At 52.8% G+C, this 19,302-nt stretch carries 32 protein-coding genes; 2 read left to right on the plus strand and 30 right to left on the minus strand.

Features of this window, described 5'->3' with window-relative positions; translation table 11 throughout:
• Positions 1 to 9: 9 nt before the first annotated feature.
• The 15 genes from rplE to A1WC_RS28105 all read right to left on the minus strand — a co-directional run bounded on the left by rplE (position 10) and on the right by A1WC_RS28105 (position 6,747).
• Positions 10 to 549 (minus strand): 50S ribosomal protein L5, encoded by a 540-nt coding sequence (rplE, locus tag A1WC_RS02880; RefSeq protein ID WP_003031123.1) that lies wholly within the window; start codon positions 547 to 549, stop codon positions 10 to 12.
• Positions 550 to 563: 14 nt separating this feature from the next.
• On the minus strand, positions 564 to 878 hold the full coding sequence (rplX, locus tag A1WC_RS02875; RefSeq protein WP_003031122.1) for a 50S ribosomal protein L24: 315 nt from the start codon (positions 876 to 878) through the stop codon (positions 564 to 566).
• 10 nt (positions 879 to 888) lie between these two features.
• Positions 889 to 1,260, minus strand: a complete 372-nt coding sequence (gene rplN, locus A1WC_RS02870) for a 50S ribosomal protein L14 (protein WP_002919748.1) — start codon at positions 1,258 to 1,260, stop codon at positions 889 to 891.
• Between the two features lie 165 nt (positions 1,261 to 1,425).
• On the minus strand, positions 1,426 to 1,680 hold the full coding sequence (gene rpsQ / locus A1WC_RS02865) for a 30S ribosomal protein S17 (protein ID WP_004106347.1): 255 nt from the start codon (positions 1,678 to 1,680) through the stop codon (positions 1,426 to 1,428).
• Entirely contained in the window at positions 1,680 to 1,871 is a 192-nt protein-coding gene (rpmC, locus tag A1WC_RS02860) for a 50S ribosomal protein L29 (protein WP_002919754.1), read from the minus strand. Before rpmC ends, rpsQ begins: the two co-directional genes overlap by 1 nt.
• Entirely contained in the window at positions 1,871 to 2,281 is a 411-nt protein-coding gene (gene rplP / locus A1WC_RS02855) for a 50S ribosomal protein L16 (RefSeq protein ID WP_002919759.1), read from the minus strand. The genes rpmC and rplP overlap by 1 nt, the downstream gene beginning before the upstream one ends.
• A gap of 12 nt (positions 2,282 to 2,293) precedes the next feature.
• Entirely contained in the window at positions 2,294 to 2,992 is a 699-nt protein-coding gene (gene rpsC / locus A1WC_RS02850; protein ID WP_002919766.1) for a 30S ribosomal protein S3, read from the minus strand.
• A gap of 17 nt (positions 2,993 to 3,009) precedes the next feature.
• Positions 3,010 to 3,342 (minus strand): 50S ribosomal protein L22, encoded by a 333-nt coding sequence (gene rplV / locus A1WC_RS02845; RefSeq protein WP_002919773.1) that lies wholly within the window; start codon positions 3,340 to 3,342, stop codon positions 3,010 to 3,012.
• A 14-nt stretch (positions 3,343 to 3,356) separates the two neighbouring features.
• Complete coding sequence (gene rpsS / locus A1WC_RS02840) at positions 3,357 to 3,635, minus strand: 30S ribosomal protein S19 (protein WP_001138115.1); 279 nt, start codon at positions 3,633 to 3,635, stop codon at positions 3,357 to 3,359.
• A gap of 16 nt (positions 3,636 to 3,651) precedes the next feature.
• Entirely contained in the window at positions 3,652 to 4,473 is an 822-nt protein-coding gene (gene rplB / locus A1WC_RS02835) for a 50S ribosomal protein L2 (RefSeq protein WP_002919786.1), read from the minus strand.
• Between the two features lie 17 nt (positions 4,474 to 4,490).
• Complete coding sequence (gene rplW, locus A1WC_RS02830) at positions 4,491 to 4,793, minus strand: 50S ribosomal protein L23 (protein ID WP_000617546.1); 303 nt, start codon at positions 4,791 to 4,793, stop codon at positions 4,491 to 4,493.
• Positions 4,790 to 5,395, minus strand: coding sequence for a 50S ribosomal protein L4 (gene rplD, locus A1WC_RS02825; protein WP_002919794.1), 606 nt, complete (start codon positions 5,393 to 5,395; stop codon positions 4,790 to 4,792). Before rplD ends, rplW begins: the two co-directional genes overlap by 4 nt.
• Positions 5,396 to 5,405: 10 nt before the next feature.
• Positions 5,406 to 6,035 (minus strand): 50S ribosomal protein L3, encoded by a 630-nt coding sequence (gene rplC / locus A1WC_RS02820; RefSeq protein ID WP_002919796.1) that lies wholly within the window; start codon positions 6,033 to 6,035, stop codon positions 5,406 to 5,408.
• 32 nt (positions 6,036 to 6,067) lie between these two features.
• Positions 6,068 to 6,379 (minus strand): 30S ribosomal protein S10, encoded by a 312-nt coding sequence (gene rpsJ, locus A1WC_RS02815; protein WP_001181005.1) that lies wholly within the window; start codon positions 6,377 to 6,379, stop codon positions 6,068 to 6,070.
• Between the two features lie 209 nt (positions 6,380 to 6,588).
• Positions 6,589 to 6,747: a hypothetical protein gene (locus tag A1WC_RS28105; RefSeq protein WP_153242722.1), complete on the minus strand. Its 159-nt coding sequence runs from the start codon at positions 6,745 to 6,747 to the stop codon at positions 6,589 to 6,591.
• Between the two features lie 13 nt (positions 6,748 to 6,760).
• On the opposite strand from A1WC_RS28105, the gene A1WC_RS02810 reads away from it, so the two are divergent.
• Complete coding sequence (locus A1WC_RS02810; RefSeq protein WP_008807047.1) at positions 6,761 to 7,246, plus strand: prepilin peptidase; 486 nt, start codon at positions 6,761 to 6,763, stop codon at positions 7,244 to 7,246.
• Here the strand turns inward: A1WC_RS02810 and bfr are convergent.
• From bfr to fkpA, 11 genes are all read right to left on the minus strand, one after another.
• Positions 7,230 to 7,706 carry a bacterioferritin gene (bfr, locus tag A1WC_RS02805; protein ID WP_004206792.1) on the minus strand — a complete coding sequence of 159 codons (477 nt, stop codon included), beginning with the start codon at positions 7,704 to 7,706 and terminating at the stop codon, positions 7,230 to 7,232. The two genes, A1WC_RS02810 and bfr, sit on opposite strands and share 17 nt — an antisense overlap.
• Before the next feature lie 73 nt (positions 7,707 to 7,779).
• A complete protein-coding gene (gene bfd, locus A1WC_RS26765) occupies positions 7,780 to 7,974 on the minus strand; it encodes a bacterioferritin-associated ferredoxin (RefSeq protein ID WP_004152415.1) in 195 nt (64 codons plus the stop codon).
• Positions 7,975 to 8,153: 179 nt separating this feature from the next.
• Positions 8,154 to 9,338 (minus strand): elongation factor Tu, encoded by a 1,185-nt coding sequence (gene tuf / locus A1WC_RS02800; protein ID WP_012543214.1) that lies wholly within the window; start codon positions 9,336 to 9,338, stop codon positions 8,154 to 8,156.
• A 69-nt stretch (positions 9,339 to 9,407) separates the two neighbouring features.
• Entirely contained in the window at positions 9,408 to 11,522 is a 2,115-nt protein-coding gene (gene fusA / locus A1WC_RS02795) for an elongation factor G (protein ID WP_008807045.1), read from the minus strand.
• Between the two features lie 96 nt (positions 11,523 to 11,618).
• Positions 11,619 to 12,089, minus strand: coding sequence for a 30S ribosomal protein S7 (gene rpsG / locus A1WC_RS02790; protein WP_008807044.1), 471 nt, complete (start codon positions 12,087 to 12,089; stop codon positions 11,619 to 11,621).
• Between the two features lie 96 nt (positions 12,090 to 12,185).
• A complete protein-coding gene (rpsL, locus tag A1WC_RS02785; protein ID WP_002920115.1) occupies positions 12,186 to 12,560 on the minus strand; it encodes a 30S ribosomal protein S12 in 375 nt (124 codons plus the stop codon).
• 124 nt (positions 12,561 to 12,684) lie between these two features.
• Positions 12,685 to 12,972, minus strand: coding sequence for a sulfurtransferase complex subunit TusB (tusB, locus tag A1WC_RS02780; protein ID WP_008807043.1), 288 nt, complete (start codon positions 12,970 to 12,972; stop codon positions 12,685 to 12,687).
• Positions 12,973 to 12,979: 7 nt separating this feature from the next.
• A complete protein-coding gene (gene tusC / locus A1WC_RS02775; RefSeq protein ID WP_008807042.1) occupies positions 12,980 to 13,339 on the minus strand; it encodes a sulfurtransferase complex subunit TusC in 360 nt (119 codons plus the stop codon).
• Positions 13,339 to 13,725 (minus strand): sulfurtransferase complex subunit TusD, encoded by a 387-nt coding sequence (gene tusD / locus A1WC_RS02770; RefSeq protein ID WP_008807041.1) that lies wholly within the window; start codon positions 13,723 to 13,725, stop codon positions 13,339 to 13,341. Before tusD ends, tusC begins: the two co-directional genes overlap by 1 nt.
• Entirely contained in the window at positions 13,725 to 14,447 is a 723-nt protein-coding gene (locus tag A1WC_RS02765) for a helix-turn-helix transcriptional regulator (RefSeq protein WP_002920130.1), read from the minus strand. The genes tusD and A1WC_RS02765 overlap by 1 nt, the downstream gene beginning before the upstream one ends.
• 168 nt (positions 14,448 to 14,615) lie before the next feature.
• Positions 14,616 to 15,446 carry an FKBP-type peptidyl-prolyl cis-trans isomerase gene (fkpA, locus tag A1WC_RS02760; protein WP_012967150.1) on the minus strand — a complete coding sequence of 277 codons (831 nt, stop codon included), beginning with the start codon at positions 15,444 to 15,446 and terminating at the stop codon, positions 14,616 to 14,618.
• Positions 15,447 to 15,668: 222 nt separating this feature from the next.
• Here fkpA and A1WC_RS02755 point away from each other — a divergent pair, with 222 nt between their 5' ends.
• Entirely contained in the window at positions 15,669 to 15,887 is a 219-nt protein-coding gene (locus A1WC_RS02755; protein WP_002920136.1) for a protein SlyX, read from the plus strand.
• Positions 15,888 to 15,945: 58 nt separating this feature from the next.
• Here A1WC_RS02755 and slyD read toward each other — a convergent pair whose 3' ends face one another.
• The 4 genes from slyD to kefG all read right to left on the minus strand — a co-directional run bounded on the left by slyD (position 15,946) and on the right by kefG (position 19,197).
• The gene (gene slyD, locus A1WC_RS02750; RefSeq protein ID WP_008807039.1) at positions 15,946 to 16,536 is read right to left on the minus strand and encodes a peptidylprolyl isomerase; all 591 of its coding nucleotides are present in this window, start codon (positions 16,534 to 16,536) and stop codon (positions 15,946 to 15,948) included.
• A 93-nt stretch (positions 16,537 to 16,629) separates the two neighbouring features.
• Positions 16,630 to 16,830 (minus strand): YheV family putative zinc ribbon protein, encoded by a 201-nt coding sequence (locus tag A1WC_RS02745; protein ID WP_002920143.1) that lies wholly within the window; start codon positions 16,828 to 16,830, stop codon positions 16,630 to 16,632.
• An 11-nt stretch (positions 16,831 to 16,841) separates the two neighbouring features.
• Positions 16,842 to 18,647: a glutathione-regulated potassium-efflux system protein KefB gene (kefB, locus tag A1WC_RS02740; protein WP_012967149.1), complete on the minus strand. Its 1,806-nt coding sequence runs from the start codon at positions 18,645 to 18,647 to the stop codon at positions 16,842 to 16,844.
• Positions 18,634 to 19,197: a glutathione-regulated potassium-efflux system ancillary protein KefG gene (gene kefG / locus A1WC_RS02735; RefSeq protein WP_008807037.1), complete on the minus strand. Its 564-nt coding sequence runs from the start codon at positions 19,195 to 19,197 to the stop codon at positions 18,634 to 18,636. Before kefG ends, kefB begins: the two co-directional genes overlap by 14 nt.
• Positions 19,198 to 19,302 lie beyond the last annotated feature (105 nt).

A 19,302-nucleotide genomic window follows, 5' to 3' on the forward strand; every position in this document is an offset into this window, starting at 1 on the left:
AACCCTACCTTACTTGCGGAACGGGAAGTCAAAGGCAGCCAGCAGAGCGCGGCCTTCTTCATCAGATTTCGCAGTAGTGGTAATGGTAATATCCAAACCACGAACGCGGTCGACTTTATCGTAGTCGATTTCTGGGAAGATGATCTGCTCACGGACACCCATGCTGTAGTTACCACGGCCGTCGAAAGACTTAGCGGACAAGCCACGGAAGTCACGGATACGCGGTACAGCAATAGTGATCAGGCGCTCAAAGAACTCCCACATGCGCTCGCCGCGCAGAGTTACTTTACAGCCGATCGGATAGCCCTGACGGATTTTGAAGCCTGCAACTGATTTGCGTGCTTTGGTGATCAGCGGTTTTTGACCGGAGATTGCTGTCAGGTCAGCTGCTGCGTTATCCAGCAGTTTCTTGTCAGCGATCGCTTCACCAACACCCATGTTCAGGGTGATCTTCTCGACCCGAGGGACTTGCATGACAGAATTGTAGTTAAACTCAGTCATGAGTTTAGCGACTACTTCGTCTTTGTAGTAATCATGCAGTTTCGCCATCGTACTACTCCAAATTACTTGATAGTTTCGCTGTTAGACTTGAAGAAACGGACTTTTTTGCCGTCTTCGAATCTAAAGCCTACACGGTCAGCCTTGCCGGTTGCCGCGTTGAAGATAGCAAGGTTAGAGATCTGAATAGCTGCTTCTTTCTCTACGATGCCGCCTGGTTGGTTCAGGGCCGGAACCGGCTTCTGATGTTTCTTAACCAGGTTGATACCTTCAACAATGACCTTGCCGGAAGACAGGACATTTTTTACTTTACCGCGTTTACCTTTATCTTTACCGGTTAACACGATAACTTCGTCATCACGACGGATTTTAGCTGCCATGATTCGCTCCTTAGAGTACTTCTGGTGCCAGAGAGATAATTTTCATGAACTTCTCGGTACGAAGTTCACGAGTTACCGGCCCAAAAATACGCGTACCGATAGGCTGCTCGCTGTTATTGTTCAGAATAACGCATGCATTACCATCGAAGCGAATGACAGAACCGTCCGGGCGACGAACACCCTTCTTGGTGCGCACCACTACCGCCTTCAGCACATCACCTTTTTTGACCTTACCACGCGGAATTGCTTCCTTGATGGTGATCTTGATGATGTCGCCTACGCCTGCGTAGCGACGGTGCGAGCCACCCAGAACCTTGATACACATTACGCGACGTGCACCGGAGTTGTCGGCGACGTTCAGCATAGTCTGTTCTTGGATCATTTTAGTGCTCCGCTAATGTCAACTACTACTGAGACCCGAAAATTAGGGTCGTTAAAAAGCCCCATATCGAGGGCGCGGCATTATAACACCACAAACCAGATATGGGTAGAAAAAATAAACGGCTCATCGCTGAGCCGTTTATCCGTATCGAGAATGCGTACTCTATTACAGAACCGCTTTCTCTACAACGCGAACCAGCGTCCAGGACTTAGTCTTGGACAGCGGACGGCATTCGCGGATTTCAACCACGTCACCGATACCGCATTCGTTGTTCTCGTCATGTACGTGCAGTTTGGTCGTACGTTTGATGAATTTGCCGTATACCGGGTGTTTCACCATACGTTCGATAGCAACAACAATGGATTTCTCCATTTTGTCGCTAACTACGCGACCTTGCAGAGTACGGATTTTATCGGTCATTACGCACCCGCCTTCTGAGTCAGTAAAGTCTTAACGCGTGCAACATCACGACGCACTTGCTTCAGCAGATGAGTCTGTTGCAGCTGGCCACTTGCAGCCTGCATACGCAGGTTGAACTGCTCACGCAGCAGGTTCAGCAGCTCAGCGTTCAGCTCTTCAACGCTTTTTTCACGCAGCTCTTTTGCTTTCATTACATCACCGTCTTAGTTACAAAGGTGGTTTTGATCGGCAGTTTCGCTGCTGCCAGGCCGAATGCTTCACGGGCCAGCTCTTCCGGTACACCGTCCATTTCATACAGGACTTTACCCGGCTGAATCAAGGCAACCCAGTACTCCACGTTACCTTTACCTTTACCCATACGAACTTCCAGCGGCTTCTCGGTGATCGGTTTGTCCGGGAATACACGGATCCAGATCTTACCTTGACGCTTAACTGCACGGGTCATAGCACGACGTGCTGCTTCGATCTGACGGGCAGTCAGACGACCACGGCCAACAGCTTTCAGACCGAAAGTGCCGAAGCTAACATCCGTACCCTGCGCCAGACCACGGTTGCGGCCTTTGTGCACTTTACGGAATTTTGTACGCTTTGGTTGTAACATCAGCGACGCTCCTTATTTACGGCCTTTACGCTGCTGCTTTTTAGGTTGAGCAGCCGGTTCCGGTTGTTCAACAGCAGCCATACCACCCAGGATCTCACCTTTGAAGATCCATACCTTAACGCCGATTACACCGTAAGTGGTGTGCGCTTCAGAGGTGTTGTAGTCGATGTCAGCACGCAGAGTGTGCAGCGGTACGCGACCTTCACGGTACCATTCGGTACGTGCGATTTCCGCGCCGCCCAGACGGCCGCTAACTTCAACTTTGATACCTTTAGCGCCCAGACGCATTGCGTTCTGTACAGCACGCTTCATCGCACGACGGAACATAACGCGACGTTCCAGCTGAGAAGTGATGCTGTCAGCAACCAATTTAGCGTCCAGTTCAGGCTTACGAACTTCGGCAATATTGATCTGTGCAGGTACGCCAGCGATATCCGCTACGACCTTGCGCAGTTTTTCTACGTCTTCGCCTTTCTTACCGATAACGATACCCGGGCGAGCAGTGTGAATGGTCACACGGATGCTCTTAGCCGGACGCTCGATAACGATGCGAGATACAGACGCTTTAGCCAGTTCTTTTGTCAGGAACTGACGTACTTTAAAATCGCTGTCCAGGTTGTCAGCGAATTCTTTGGTGTTCGCGAACCAGGTAGAGTTCCATGGTTTGACAATACCCAGGCGAATACCATTAGGATGTACTTTCTGACCCATTGCTAGTCTCCAGAGTCTCAGCGATCGGACACAACCACAGTGATGTGGCTGGTGCGCTTCAGGATGCGATCTGCACGACCTTTAGCACGCGGCATAATGCGCTTCATGCTCGGGCCTTCGTCTACGAAAATTTTCGCAACTTTCAGATCATCAATGTCAGCGCCATCGTTGTGTTCAGCGTTAGCAATGGCAGATTCCAGTACCTTCTTGACCAGTACAGCAGCTTTTTTGTTGGTGTAGGTCAGAATATCCAGGGCCTGCGACACTTTCTTACCGCGAATCAGGTCAGCTACGAGGCGAACCTTCTGAGCAGAAGAACGAGCATGGCGATGTTGAGCTAAAGTTTCCATCTCTTCCTCCTACCTTATTTCTTCTTCGCTTTTTTATCAGCAGCGTGGCCGCGATAAGTACGAGTCGGTGCGAATTCACCCAGTTTGTGACCAACCATTTCGTCGGAAACAAAGACTGGAACGTGCTGACGACCATTATGGACAGCGATGGTCAAACCGATCATGTTAGGAAAGATCGTTGAACGACGGGACCAAGTGCGCAGGGGCTTCTTGTCTCCGCTTTCCACCGCTTTCTCTACCTTCTTCAGCAAGTGCAGGTCAATAAAAGGACCTTTCTTGAGAGAACGTGGCATGGCTTATCCTCTAAAATTATTTGCTACGGCGACGTACGATGAATTTATCAGTACGCTTGTTGCTGCGGGTCTTCTTACCTTTGGTCTGCAGGCCCCACGGGGATACCGGGTGCTTACCAAAGTTACGACCTTCACCACCACCATGTGGGTGGTCTACTGGGTTCATCGCAGTACCGCGAACGGTAGGACGAACACCACGCCAGCGTGCAGCACCTGCTTTACCCAGAACGCGCAGCATATGCTCAGCATTGCCAACTTCGCCCAGAGTAGCGCGGCAGTCTGCTTCGACTTTACGCATTTCACCAGAACGCAGACGCAGGGTGACATAAGCACCATCACGAGCAACGATCTGAACGTAAGTACCAGCGGAACGTGCCAGCTGACCGCCTTTACCTGGTTTCATTTCTACGTTATGAACGGTAGAACCAACCGGGATATTGCGCATCGGCAGGGTGTTGCCTGCTTTGATTGCAGCATCAACGCCAGACTGAATCTGGTCACCAGCTTTCAGGCCTTTCGGGGCCAGGATGTAACGGCGCTCGCCGTCTTTGTACAGAACCAGCGCGATGTTCGCGGAGCGGTTCGGATCGTACTCAAGACGTTCAACAACTGCCGGGATACCATCTTTGTTGCGTTTGAAGTCAACAATACGGTAAGCCTGCTTGTGGCCACCACCGATATGACGGGTGGTGATACGGCCATTGTTGTTACGACCACCGGATTTGCTGTTTTTTTCCAGCAACGGAGCAAAAGGTTTGCCCTTGTGCAGCTCTGGGTTAACCACTTTAACGACGTGGCGACGACCCGGAGATGTCGGTTTACATTTAACAACTGCCATTGTATTACTCCTCCGACTTACTCAGCGCCGCCAACGAAGTCCAGATTCTGGCCTTCCTTCAGGGTGACGTAAGCTTTTTTCCAGTCGCTACGACGACCGATACGCTGTCCGTGACGTTTAACTTTCCCTTTAACTACCAGGGTGTTAACGACTTCGACTTCGACTTCAAACAGTTTCTGCACAGCAGCTTTGATTTCTGCTTTGGTCGCGTCTTTAGCAACTTTGAGAACGATGGTGTTTGTTTTTTCCATCGCAGTAGACGCTTTTTCAGAAACGTGCGGTGCGCGCAGCACCTTCAGCAGACGTTCTTCACGAATCATGCCAGCATCTCCTCAACTTGCTTAACAGCATCAGCAGTCATTACGACTTTGTCGAAGGCGATCAGGCTAACCGGGTCGATACCGTTCGCATCACGTACGTCAACCTTGTGCAGGTTACGTGCGGCCAGGAACAGGTTCTCGTCCAGCTCACCGGTGATGATCAGCACATCTTCCAGAGCCATGTCTTTCAGTTTCTGTGCCAGCAGCTTAGTTTTCGGCGCTTCAACAGAGAACTTCTCGACAACGATCAGACGATCCTGACGTACCAGTTCGGACAGAATGCTTTTCAGCGCGCCGCGGTACATCTTCTTGTTAACTTTTTGACTGTGGTCCTGCGGACGAGCAGCGAAGGTCACGCCACCGGAACGCCAGATCGGGCTCTTGATAGAACCAGAACGCGCACGGCCGGTACCTTTCTGGCGCCACGGTTTTTTACCGGAGCCAGTGATTTCAGCACGAGTCTTCTGAGCACGAGTGCCCTGACGCGCACCAGCTGCATAAGCAACAACAACCTGGTGAACCAGCGCTTCGTTGAAATCACGACCGAAGGTAGTTTCGGAAACAGTCAGCGCGCTCTGCGCGTCTTTCAATACTAATTCCATTGCTATCTCCTCACGCCTTCACAGCTGGTTTAACGATCAGGTCGCTACCGGTAGCACCCGGGACAGCACCTTTAACCAGCAGCAGGTTGCGCTCAGCGTCAACACGTACTACGTCCAGGCTCTGAACGGTTACACGCTCATTACCCAGCTGACCTGCCATTTTCTTGCCTTTGAACACTTTGCCCGGAGTCTGGTTCTGACCGATAGAACCCGGAACGCGGTGAGACAAGGAGTTACCGTGAGTAGCGTCCTGGGTACGGAAGTTCCAGCGCTTAACGGTACCAGCAAAACCTTTACCTTTAGAGGTACCGGTTACGTCAACTTTTTTAACGTCAGCAAACAGTTCAACGCTAATGTTCTGACCTACGGTGAATTCTTCGCCGTCAGCAAGACGGAATTCCCACAGACCACGGCCAGCTTCAACGCCAGCTTTAGCGAAGTGACCCGCTTCCGGCTTGGTTACACGGTTAGCTTTTTTAGCACCGGTGGTAACCTGGATTGCGCGGTAGCCATCGTTAGCCAGGTCTTTAACCTGAGTAACGCGGTTTGCTTCAACTTCGATTACGGTTACTGGGATAGATACGCCATCTTCAGTGAAGATGCGGGTCATGCCCACTTTTTTACCGACTAAACCAATCATTGTTTCAACCTCTCAATCGCTCGATGACCTGATTAACCCAGGCTGATCTGCACGTCTACACCGGCAGCCAGATCCAGACGCATCAGAGCATCAACGGTTTTTTCAGTTGGCTCAACGATGTCAACCAGACGCTTGTGAGTGCGAATCTCGTACTGATCACGCGCGTCTTTGTTGACGTGCGGGGAGATCAGAACGGTAAAGCGCTCTTTGCGGGTCGGCAGCGGGATCGGACCACGGACTTGCGCACCAGTGCGCTTAGCAGTCTCGACGATTTCCGCGGTTGATTGATCGATCAGACGATGATCAAACGCTTTAAGGCGGATACGGATTCTTTGGTTCTGCATGAGACCAGAGCTCCAATTATTTTATAGACGAAATGATTACTCCTCATACCCATTACGATTGATGGGAGAGTGTAACCGTTCTTACATAGTCCCCCGATTGGGGACATTGTTTGATAGCAAAAAGCACTATCAGGGTTCATATCGAACCGGCTGTCAACTTTGACAGGCCCGCGCATTATACGCAAATTCTGGCACGACGCAAGCGCTGTTTAGAAAATCATCACCGGGATTTGCGCGTCTTCGCGATAGTGCGCTGTGCAAGCGCCGTAACGCTGCCAATAAATCCGCAAAGCGCCATCCACTCTCGAAAATTGCATTTTGCCCTGCGCCGAGCCGATAAGCATAGTGAGGCCATGTTCATTGCTCATCACGGGGTAACCTATGCTCGCCGCCCTCCCCTTCTTACTGTGCTATAGCGGATTGACGCTAGCATTATGTCAGCAGGACCTGCGTTACGGCTTGCTGCCAGACCGTTTCACCTGTCCCCTGCTATGGAGCGGCTTGCTTTTTTATCTCTGTCTGGCGCCGCATCAGCTCAACGAGGCTGTCTGGGGAGCACTAGCCGGCTATCTCTCGTTTGCCGCCCTTTATTGGCTATACCGCAGGGTCCGTGGGCATGAAGGATTAGGCTATGGCGATATAAAATATCTCGCCGCCCTTGGGGCCTGGCATGGCTGGCGAATGCTGCCGCAGCTGGTGCTGGTAGCGTCATTGCTCGCTGGCATGACGTGGGTGATATTGGGACTGTCCGCCAGGTGCGGCGGCAACAGAAAATGGGAAAAGAATAACCCGCTGCCATTTGGGCCATTTCTGGCGGCAGCAGGTTTCTGGTGCGGGTGGCAAACGCTGGCTAATCTGACACTTTGATCTGCGACTGCAGGTAATTTTGCAGGCCAATTTTGCCAATGAGATCGAGTTCGGTTTCCAGCCAGTCGATATGGCCTTCTTCATCCGCCAGGATCTCAATCATCATATCGCGGCTGACATAGTCATGTACGCTGTCGGCATAGGCGATCGCTTCACGCAGGTTTTGCGCGCCTTCCAGCTCCAGGCGTAAATCTGACTGCAGCATCTCTTCCACATCTTCACCGATGCCAAGTTTGCCGAGATCCTGCAGATTAGGAATGCCTTCGAGGAAAAGAATACGCTCGATGTACTTATCGGCGTGCTTCATTTCATCAATTGATTCGTGGTACTCAATATCGTTGAGGCGCATCAGACCCCAGTTTTTGAACATTCTCGCATGGAGAAAGTACTGATTGATTGCGACCAGCTCATTTCCCAATAATTTATTGAGATAACTTATGATTTTGACATCACCTTTCATTATATAGTCCCTCCGCTTCCACTTATTGAAGCGTAGTCCGGCCTATAGGGATGTCAAAAGAGAAGCGCGGACTTCAGGCGATTTCTTTGAATTCCGGCATGGTGGTTAATTCATCTTCCATCACTTCACGTGCAGCTCGAACACACTTACCGCATTGATTTCCAACGGGAACAAACTTACGTAATTGCTGAAAAGATTGCGGTTGAAACTGGCGAACAACCTGGCGAATTTTTTTATCGCTAACGCCATTGCACAAACAAACGTACATATAAACTCCCGTTCAATTTATGCACAAATATTAAATGAGAATAGTTATGATTACAATAGACCATTTGCGCATTATCCGCCGCAGCGCACGTTATGAATGGTGTGTTGTACACGTTATTTCGCGGAACTGCGCGCAGCAAAAAGGGCGCCGAAGCGCCCTTTTTATTCGAAGCTAACGAATTAGCCCAGAACTTTAGCTACAACGCCCGCGCCAACGGTACGGCCGCCTTCACGGATTGCGAAACGCAGACCGTCGTCCATCGCGATCGGGTGGATCAGGGTAACAACCATTTTGATGTTGTCGCCCGGCATAACCATCTCTACGCCTTCCGGCAGTTCGATGGTGCCAGTCACGTCAGTAGTACGGAAGTAGAACTGCGGACGGTAGCCTTTGAAGAACGGAGTATGACGGCCGCCTTCGTCTTTGGACAGGATGTACACTTCAGATTCGAACTTGGTGTGCGGCTTGATGCTGCCCGGCTTAGCCAGTACCTGACCACGTTCGATTTCTTCACGTTTGATACCACGCAGCAGAACACCAACGTTCTCACCAGCACGGCCTTCGTCCAGCAGTTTGCGGAACATTTCAACGCCAGTACAGGTGGTTTTCGCGGTTTCTTTGATACCAACGATTTCAACTTCTTCACCGACTTTGATGATACCGCGCTCTACACGACCGGTAACAACGGTACCACGACCGGAGATGGAGAATACGTCTTCGATCGGCAGCAGGAACGGCTTGTCAATCGCACGCTCTGGTTCCGGGATATAGGTATCCAGGTGGCCAGCCAGTTCGATGATTTTCGCTTCCCACTCTGCGTCGCCTTCCAGCGCTTTCAGAGCAGAACCACGAACGATCGGGGTGTCGTCGCCCGGGAAATCGTACTGAGACAGCAGTTCACGAACTTCCATCTCAACCAGTTCCAGCAGCTCTTCGTCATCAACCATGTCGCATTTGTTCAGGAACACGATGATGTACGGAACGCCTACCTGACGACCCAGCAGGATGTGCTCACGAGTCTGCGGCATCGGGCCGTCAGTCGCAGCAACAACCAGGATCGCGCCGTCCATCTGCGCAGCACCGGTGATCATGTTTTTAACATAGTCGGCGTGGCCCGGGCAGTCTACGTGCGCGTAGTGGCGAGTCGGGGTGTCATATTCAACGTGAGAGGTGTTGATGGTGATACCACGAGCTTTTTCTTCCGGTGCGTTATCGATCTGGTCGAATGCACGAGCAGAACCACCGTAGGTTTTAGCCAGAACGGTAGTGATGGCAGCAGTCAGGGTAGTTTTACCATGGTCAACGTGGCCGATAGTACCAACGTTGACGTGCGGTTTTGTACGTTCAAATTTTTCTTTAGACACGGCTATATTCCTTACTATAGTGCTCTCCCCTTCGGAGAGAGCACGGGACTTAGGTTTTAATCCTGTGGATTATTTACCACGGGCTTCAATAACGGCCTGAGCAACGTTGTTCGGCGCATCATCATACTTCAGGAATTCCATGGTGTATGATGCACGACCTTTGGTCAGAGAACGCAGCTGAGTTGCATAACCGAACATTTCGGACAGCGGTACTTCAGCGTGGATCTTAACGCCGGTTACTTCGGATTCCTGACCGCGCAGCATACCGCGACGACGGCTCAAGTCACCGATAACATCACCCGTGTTCTCTTCCGGAGTTTCTACTTCAACCTTCATGATCGGCTCAAGCAGAACTGGTTTTGCTTTCTTAAAGCCTTCTTTAAAGGCAATAGACGCAGCCAGTTTAAACGCCAGCTCAGAGGAGTCAACGTCGTGGTAAGAACCGAAGTGCAGACGGATACCCATATCAACTACCGGGTAACCTGCCAGCGGACCAGCTTTCAGCTGTTCCTGGATGCCTTTATCAACGGCCGGGATGTATTCGCCAGGAATTACACCACCTTTGATGTCGTTGATGAACTCGTAACCTTTCGGGTTAGAGCCCGGCTCCAGCGGGTACATGTCGATCACAACGTGACCGTACTGACCACGACCACCAGACTGCTTGGCGTGTTTACCTTCGATATCGGTAACTTTCGCGCGAATCGCTTCACGGTAAGCAACCTGAGGTTTACCGACGTTCGCTTCAACGTTGAATTCACGCTTCATACGGTCAACGATGATGTCGAGGTGCAGCTCACCCATACCGGCGATGATGGTCTGGTTAGACTCTTCGTCAGTCCATACGCGGAATGACGGGTCTTCTTTAGCCAGACGACCCAGAGCCAGACCCATTTTTTCCTGGTCAGCTTTGGTTTTCGGCTCAACGGCGATGGAGATTACCGGCTCAGGGAATTCCATACGCTCCAGAATGATCGGCGCATCCGGGTCACACAGGGTGTCACCAGTGGTTACGTCTTTCAGACCGATAGCAGCAGCGATGTCGCCCGCGCGAACTTCTTTGATCTCTTCACGTTTGTTAGCGTGCATCTGTACGATACGACCGAAACGCTCACGTGCAGCTTTCACGGAGTTCAGTACGGTATCACCAGAGTTAACCACACCGGAGTACACACGGAAGAAGGTCAGGTTACCAACAAACGGGTCGGTAGCGATTTTGAACGCCAGTGCAGAGAACGGCTCTTCGTCGCTTGCGTGACGCTCAGCCGGGGTATCTTTACCGTCGTCCAGAATACCGTTGATTGCCGGAACATCAACCGGGGATGGCAGGTAATCAATTACCGCATCCAGCATCGCCTGAACACCTTTGTTCTTGAACGCAGAACCGCAGGTTACCAGGATGATTTCGTTGTTCAGAACACGCTGACGCAGAGCTTTTTTGATCTCTTCTTCAGTCAGTTCTTCACCACCCAGGTATTTCTCCATCAGCTCTTCGGAAGCTTCCGCAGCGGACTCGATCAGGTTCTGGTGCCATTCGTCAGCCAGGTCCTGCATGTCAGCCGGGATATCTTCGTATTCGAAGGTAACGCCCTGGTCTGCATCGTTCCAGTTGATGGCTTTCATTTTCACCAGGTCAACAACACCGGTGAAACCTTCTTCAGCACCAATCGCCAGCTGCAGCGGAACCGGGTTCGCGCCCAGACGGGTTTTGATCTGACCAACAACTTTCAGGAAGTTCGCACCCATGCGGTCCATTTTGTTAACGAACGCAATGCGCGGAACTTTATATTTGTTTGCCTGACGCCATACGGTTTCAGACTGTGGCTGAACACCACCAACTGCGCAGTAAACCATTACCGCACCATCAAGAACACGCATGGAACGTTCTACTTCGATAGTGAAGTCAACGTGCCCCGGGGTGTCGATGATGTTTACACGGTGCGGTTCATACTGTTTAGCCATACCAGACCAGAATGCAGTAGTCGCAGCGGAAGTGATGGTGATACCACGTTCCTGCTCCTGCTCCATCCAGTCCATGGTAGCGGCGCCGTCATGAACTTCACCGATTTTGTGGTTTACACCGGTGTAGAACAGAATACGTTCGGTAGTAGTGGTTTTACCGGCGTCGATGTGCGCACTGATACCGATGTTACGGTAGCGTGCGATGGGTGTTGTACGAGCCATTTGATTCCTCGTTTATTTCTTTAGGCGTTCAGTTAAGTTATCCAGAGCGGGCGACTCATCTGAAACGCCCGCCTGGTGACTATGACTCCGAAGGGATTACCAACGGTAGTGTGCGAACGCCTTGTTGGCTTCGGCCATACGGTGAACGTCTTCACGTTTCTTAACTGCAGTACCTTTGTTGTCTGCAGCGTCAGTGAGTTCGTTCGCCAGGCGCAGAGCCATGGATTTATCACCGCGTTTACGAGCAGCTTCAACGATCCAACGCATTGCCAGGGCATTACGACGAACCGGACGTACTTCAACTGGAACCTGATAAGTAGAACCACCAACGCGGCGAGACTTAACTTCTACAGTCGGGCGCACGTTGTCGAGAGCGACTTCGAAAGCTTCCAGTTCATTTTTACCAGAGCGCTGAGCCAGGGTCTCCAGCGCGCTGTATACGATTGCTTCTGCAGTAGATTTTTTACCATCTACCATCAGGATATTGACAAATTTAGCCAGCAGTTCTGATCCGAACTTCGGATCCGGCAGAATTTTACGCTGACCAATGACGCGACGACGTGGCATGGAAATACTCCGTTGTTAATTCAGGATTGTCCAAAACTCTAAGAGTTTAGTATGACATTAAGGTAAATCAGTTTGGCCTTACTTAACGGAGAACCATTAAGCCTTAGGACGCTTCACGCCGTACTTGGAGCGAGCCTGCTTACGGTCTTTAACGCCGGAGCAGTCAAGCGCACCACGAACGGTGTGGTAACGAACACCCGGAAGGTCTTTAACACGACCGCCACGGATCAGGATCACGGAGTGCTCCTGCAGGTTGTGACCTTCACCACCGATGTAGGAGGTGACTTCGAAACCGTTAGTCAGACGCACACGGCAAACTTTACGCAGTGCGGAGTTCGGTTTCTTAGGAGTGGTGGTATATACGCGAGTACATACGCCACGTTTCTGCGGGCAGGCTTCCAGCGCAGGCACGTTGCTCTTTGCAACTTTGCGTGCGCGTGGTTTGCGTACCAGCTGGTTAATTGTTGCCATTAAATAGCTCCTGGTTTTAGCTTTTGCTTCGTAAACACGTAATAAATCGCCTCATATAATATGAGGACGCAGAATTTTAGGGCGGTGCCGAAAAGGTGTCAAGAAATATACAACGATCCCGCCATCACCAGGCCAGCTGACCGGCATGTTTTACCGTGAGTCTGACGAAATCAGTATAGCTAACCCTACCGACACTGTCCGCAATTTGACCAGCCAGCCCGCGGGCGTCAACGTCGTCTTGCAGCACATAGAGGGTTATGGGGGCGGATTGCAGGATCTCAAGGAAGCGACCGCCGGCGATGGCCGCCGTGACGCCATCAGACAGCAATAACAGATCGTCGCCGTGATCCATCACGCGAAGCATTGCTGCGATATCGGCATGCCAGGGAGAAACACTGAGCGTATGGAGCATGGGGACCTCAGAAACGCAAAATCACATCAAATTCATGCAGACGGGCGCGCAGGGCATCCGGCGCCAGGCATTCGACATCCACCGCCCACGGAGTAGCGGGGTCCAGGCCGCGCTCCCGCGCGGAGTCGGCACACAGCCAGCACTGATCGATGTCATACAGTGACAGCAGTTTAAAGGTGGCTATGTAGTCGCGAGCCAGCACTGCACCCGGCCGTTGATCGGGCAGCAGTTGAAAAACGCCGTCGCCTACAAAGAACACGCCAATCTCGTCGGTGAGCGCGGAGGTTGCTAATAAGGCATCGAGCCCTTCCCTGCCGGCGGCGCTGCCGTGCGGCGCGGAGGAAAAAATAAAAGCCACACGTTTCATCAGAACTGCACCATCCGATCGCAAGTGAGCGCGGCTTCCGCCAGCGCGCCGAGCCCGCTCAGCGTGAAGCCGGGTTGCAAATTGTGGCTGGCCAGCGCGAGCTGTTGCGCCTCACGCTCGTCCGTTACGCCTCGACGCAAGGCAGCCGCCACGCAGATGTGTAGTGCCACACCTTGTTCATCGTGCAATGATTGCCACGCGCGCACCAGATCGAACTCATCGCTGGCGGGCGCCGTCAGTTGGTTAGCGTTGAGCACGCCTTCGCGATAGAAAAAAACGCATGCCAGTTCATGACCTTCCTGCAATACGGCCTGGGCAAACTGCCAGGCGCTGCTCGCCTGCTGGGTCCCATAGGCAGGGCCAGTCACCGTGAGGGCAAAACGCATTACTTATCCAGCCCCTGGAAATCGCCGCTCTTGAACTGGCGGATATAGAGGTAGACGGTATGCTTGGAGATATTCAGACGATCGGCCACCTGGTTAATGGCGTCTTTGATATCAAAGATCCCTTTTTCGTAGAGATTCAGCACGATTTGGCGGTTTTTCGCATTATTAGACACGCTGCGATCGGCGTTCACCTCTTCAATGGTGAATTCCAGCGTCTGCGCGACCAGATCGTCAACCGAGGAAGCAAAGTTCACCGGTGAGTTGACCTCCGGCGTTTCTGGCGGAATAAAGGTGCTCATGATCTGGGAAAAAGGCACATCCAGATTCATGTTGATGCACAGCAGACCGATCACCCGATGATCGCGATTGCGAATGGCTATCGTCACCGACTTCATCAGTACGCCGCTTTTGGCACGGGTGAAGTAGCATTTGGAAACGCTGCTATCGGCGCCCGTCATATCGTGCAGCATGCGCAGCGCAAGATCGGTAATCGGTGAACCGATTTGGCGGCCGGTATGTTCACCATTGGCGATACGGATGGCAGAGCATTTAAGATCCTGCAAAGAATGCAGCACGATTTCACAGTGCGAACCGATGAGCATCGCCAACCCGTCCACCACCGCTTCATAAGATTTAAGAATATCGAAATCGGTCTGGTCAAAGGGACGTTGATCCAGCAGGTCAAGCTCGCTGGTTTCGTTGGTTAAAAGCGACCTGGACATGAAAAAAAGCACTCCTTTTCAGGAGCCTGTCGTTATTGTCAGGGCAGGCTCATCATCATTATTAAGCTATCTAAAGTAATACAGCGCCTGAGGATCTTTCCAGTTTTAATTATATCTGCGCTCAATAAAAAAGCCGCCGCCTCTGACGAGACGGCGGCCTGAACCCGATTACTTCTTAGCGTCAGCGTTCGCGTCTGCGGCTTTCGCTTCGCCAGCGGCTTCCGGCTGTGCATCCGCCTTCGGCGCCGGTTTGATATCCAGCAGTTCTACGTCAAAGACCAGCGTAGAGTTGGCCGGGATCCCCGGAACGCCGGTTTTGCCGTAAGCCAGATCCGGTGGAATGACCAGCTTGATTTTACCGCCTTTCTTGATGTTCTTCAGGCCTTCCGTCCAGCCCGGGATCACGCCGTCCAGGCGGAAAGAGAGCGGCTCACCGCGGGTATAAGAGTTATCAAACTCTTTACCGTCGATCAGGGTGCCTTTGTAGTTAACCACCACGGTGTCGCTGTCTTTCGGCGCATCACCAGTGCCTTCTTTCTCGACTTTATACAGCAGGCCAGTTTTCGAGGTTTTCACGCCCTTCTCTTTAGCAAAGCTATCGCGGAAGGTTTTGCCTTTGGCTTCGTTCTCAGTCGCGTCTTTTTCCATTTTCTGCTGAGCCGCGGTCTTCACGCGCGTTTCAAAGGCCTGCAGAGTCTGTTCGATCTCCTGGTCGGACAGCTTGCTCTTATCGGCAAACGCGTCCTGTACGCCGGCGATCAGCTGGGCTTTGTCCAGCTTAATGCCCAGCTTTTCTTGTTCTTTCAGGGAGTTTTCCATGTAACGCCCGAGAGACGCGCCCAGTGCATAGGCGGATTTCTGATCGTCATTTTTAAATGCCGATTTACTCTCAGCCGCTGGGGCTGCCTTCGCCGCCGCATCTGCAGCAAAGGTTAGCGGTGCATTCAGGGCGACGGCCATTGTGGTCGCCAGCAGCGTTACTTTAAACAGTGATTTCATCCATTTCTCCAGGGCCGGGGCCTCTCACCCCAGGGTTATCGTAAAAAGCAAAAAACGTACTATAGAACGTTGCCGTTAAAATCTACATACGGACGTTCCTGAATATCGCCTCTTTTAGGACTATTTTTGTATGAATAAGTTTCCTGTCAGACGCAGCGATGCTGCGCGAAAAGAGAAACTTAAGTAGAATCCGCTCGCAGGATCAGACTAAAGAGGTTACCCATGCACGATAGCACATTAGAAACGCGCCTTGCAGAGCTGGAAAGCCGGCTGGCGTTTCAGGAAATCACCATCGAAGACCTCAATAAAACCGTGACCGCCCACGAGATAGAGATGGCGAAGATGCGGGAGCATATGCGTCTGATGATCGAGAAACTGAAGGCGACCCAACCGTCCCATATCGCCTCTCAGGCAGAAGAGACGCCGCCCCCCCATTATTGAGACGTAAAAAAAGCGGGTTTCCCCGCTTTTTTTGGCTATCCGCGCGAACGCGACGCCATTAGTGGCAACCGCAACCGCCGTTACCGCAACCACCTTTGCCGTGTTCATGGTCGTGACCATGATCGTGGCCGTGGCCGCCGCAGCAACCGTCATGACCATGGTCATGATCGTGATCGTGGCCATGAGCGCCATGCACGTGACCATGCTCCAGCTCTTCAGCCGTTGCTTCACGAATAGCGACAACTTCCACATTGAACTTCAGGTTCTGGCCAGCCAGCATGTGGTTGCCATCAACCACAACGTGGTCGTCTTCAACTTCAGTGATTTCTACCGGTACTGGACCCTGATCGGTTTCCGCCAGGAAGCGCATGCCAACCTGCAGTTCATCAACGCCCATAAAGACGTCTTTCGGTACACGCTGCACCAGGTTTTCGTCATACTGGCCGTAAGCGTCGTTAGCGCCGACAGCTACGTCAAATTTGTCGCCCACTTCGTGGCCATCCAGCGCGTTTTCCAGGCCGGAAATCAGGGAGCCGTGACCGTGCAGGTAATCCAGCGGCGCGCTTACCGGAGACTCATCAACCAACACACCGTCTTCTGTACGTACCTGATAGGCCAGGCTGACCACCAGGTCTTTTGCTACTTTCATGATATCTCCTGAGATGGGAAGAATAGTGGCGCAGATTGTAGCGGAATTCTGCAGCCGTGTACCCTCTAGCTTAAAAAAAGCCGACGGATAACGCTAGTCGGGATGAAAAATGCCAATCACCTGCTCCTCTTTGCGTACATGCTCACGGGCCTCTTTATCCGCCTCACGCATCTGATGACCGCACTTAACGCATTCAACGACATCGACATTATTCTCACGCCACATCGCCAGCGAATCCTGCGCCTGGCACGCCGGACATTTCGCCCCGGCAATAAAACGTTTACGCACTGCCATATGATTTACCTTTATTCAAACTCGTCCCAGCCGTCCAGCTGCCGGCTTTCTTTCTGCATTTCACGCTGAAAAATCTCTTCCAGTTCGCGTCGGGCTTCCCGCACGCGAGATACCTGTACCGTATCAGTATGCACTGGCATTAACTCGCGCAGCATTCGCATATCGAGCCGTCGGAAGTGCAGTTGCGCGCGCTGGGCCTGGTGAGGATGCATCCCCAGGGTGATGAGCGCTTTGCGCCCCAGTTCCAGTGCACTGGAGAAGGTTTCACGAGAAAACTGCGTCACACCGGCCTGCAGCAGCTCATGCGCCTCAACGCGACCGCGTGCGCGGGCCAGAATATGCAGATGTGGAAAGTGTTGTTGACACATTTCCACCAGCCGCATGGTGTCTTCCGGCTCATTACAGGTGATGACGATCGACTGCGCCTCTTCCGCTCCCGCCGAGCGCAGCAGCTCCAGCTGGGTAGCGTCGCCAAAATAGACTTTGTAGCCATAGTTTCGCATCAGATTCACCGCGCTGATGTCCCGCTCCAGCACTGTAATACGCATCTTATTGGCCATCAGCAGGCGACCGATAACCTGACCAAAGCGACCAAACCCGACAATAATCACCTGCGGCTTGTCATCCTCCACCCACGGCGCCTCATCGGTATCATCTGCCGGATTCAGCCGTCGCGACAATAGCTTATCTATCCCCTTCATCAGCAGCGGCGTCGTCATCATCGATAACGTCACCGCCACCAGCAGCAGCGCCATCTGGTCATGCTGGAACAACCGCTGAGAGGCGGGCAGCGAAAAGAGGACAAACGCGAACTCACCGCCCTGGCTTAATACGCCCGCAAACTGCATCCGCTCTGAACTTCGCAGGCCATAGAGACGGGCCAGCAGATAGAGCACCAGCATTTTTACCGCCACCAGCACCATCACACTCACCGCCACCCACAGCAGATGGGTATACAGCACGCCAAGGTTCAGCGCCATGCCGACGGAGATAAAGAACAGCCCAAGCAGCAGCCCCTTGAACGGATCGATAGCGATTTCCAGTTCGTGGCGATACTCGCTTTCCGCCAGCAGCACGCCGGCGATAAAGGTACCCAGCGCCATCGACAACCCCAGCGCCTCCATAAACAGCGCCGACCCAAGGACCAGCAGTAGCGTGGCGGCAGTAAATACTTCCCTGACCCCTGAGCTGGCGATGAAACGGAACACCGGCCGCAGCAGATAGCGTCCGCCAATCAGCATCCCGGCAAAGGCCAGGACCTTCATACCGACCGTCAGCCAGTTAACATGCTCATCCGCGGAACCGGCCAGCAGGGGCACCAGCGCCAGCGCCGGGATCACCGCCAGATCCTGAAACAGCAGGACCGAAAAGCCTAACTGCCCCGATTCACTGCGGCTCATTCCCTTCTCACGCATCAGCTGCAGCGCCATGGCGGTGGAAGACATCGCCAGGCCGATCCCGCCGACCACCGCCGCCTGCCATGAAAACCCGGTCGTCATCAGCAGACCGCCAAGGATCGCCGCGCTGAGCATCACCTGCGCCGCGCCGACGCCGAAGATTGAGCTCCGCAGCCGCCATAGCTTGGCCGGATTAAGCTCCAGGCCGATGATAAACATCAGAAACACTACGCCGAGCTCAGAGAAATGGAGAATTTCATCCACATCGCTGATAAACCCAAGTCCCCACGGGCCAATCGCAATCCCGGCCAGCAGATAGCCCAGCACCGCGCCAATACCCAATCTTGAGGCCAGAGGTACGGCAATAACGGCGGCGAACAAAAAAAGAACGCCCGCCAGCAGCAAATCAGATCCCGCCATGTATACCTCCGGCGGTAAGGGGATTGGCCAGCCAGTCCCGGTAGGCCCGAGCGCGGCTACGCAATTCCTCTGGCTGTTGCCGCCGTGCCCAGTAGACAATAATGGGGCTCATCCAGTGCATACGGCACATGCCGGCGGTCAGTTCAAAAGGACGTAAAATATCGTTCATCGGATAGCGATTGGCATCGCGACGGTAGGCGCTCTCAGGTTCGCCGGTGGTGATCACACTACGCCAGTACTTTCCCGCCAGTTCGTTTCCTCCGGCACCGCTGGCGAAGCCGCGGCTTAACACACGATCCAGCCACTCCTTGAGCAGCGCCGGACAGCTCCAGGTATATAAAGGATGCTGGAAAACAATCACCTCATGCTGGCGCAGCAGGTCCTGTTCATGAGCGATATCGATAAAAAAATCCGGATAGTGCGCGTAAAGATCGTGCACGGTGACGTTCGGCAACTGTAAGGCCGGCTCTAATAAAACCCGGTTGGCCACGGAATCATGAGATTCTGGGTGGGCATACAGCAGCAACACTTTCGCTGTCTGAGACATCATTCCCCTCCCGTAGGTCTTCTGGCGGCCTGCGCAGCCCCGGTGTTCTGACACCGCCAGAATGACTTTGTGTATCGTCTTCGTTTTGGGCTACCATGGCGGCCCGGT

Source organism: Klebsiella sp. KTE92 (assembly GCF_000398905.1).
Taxonomy (GTDB): Bacteria; Pseudomonadota; Gammaproteobacteria; order Enterobacterales; family Enterobacteriaceae; genus Klebsiella; species Klebsiella variicola.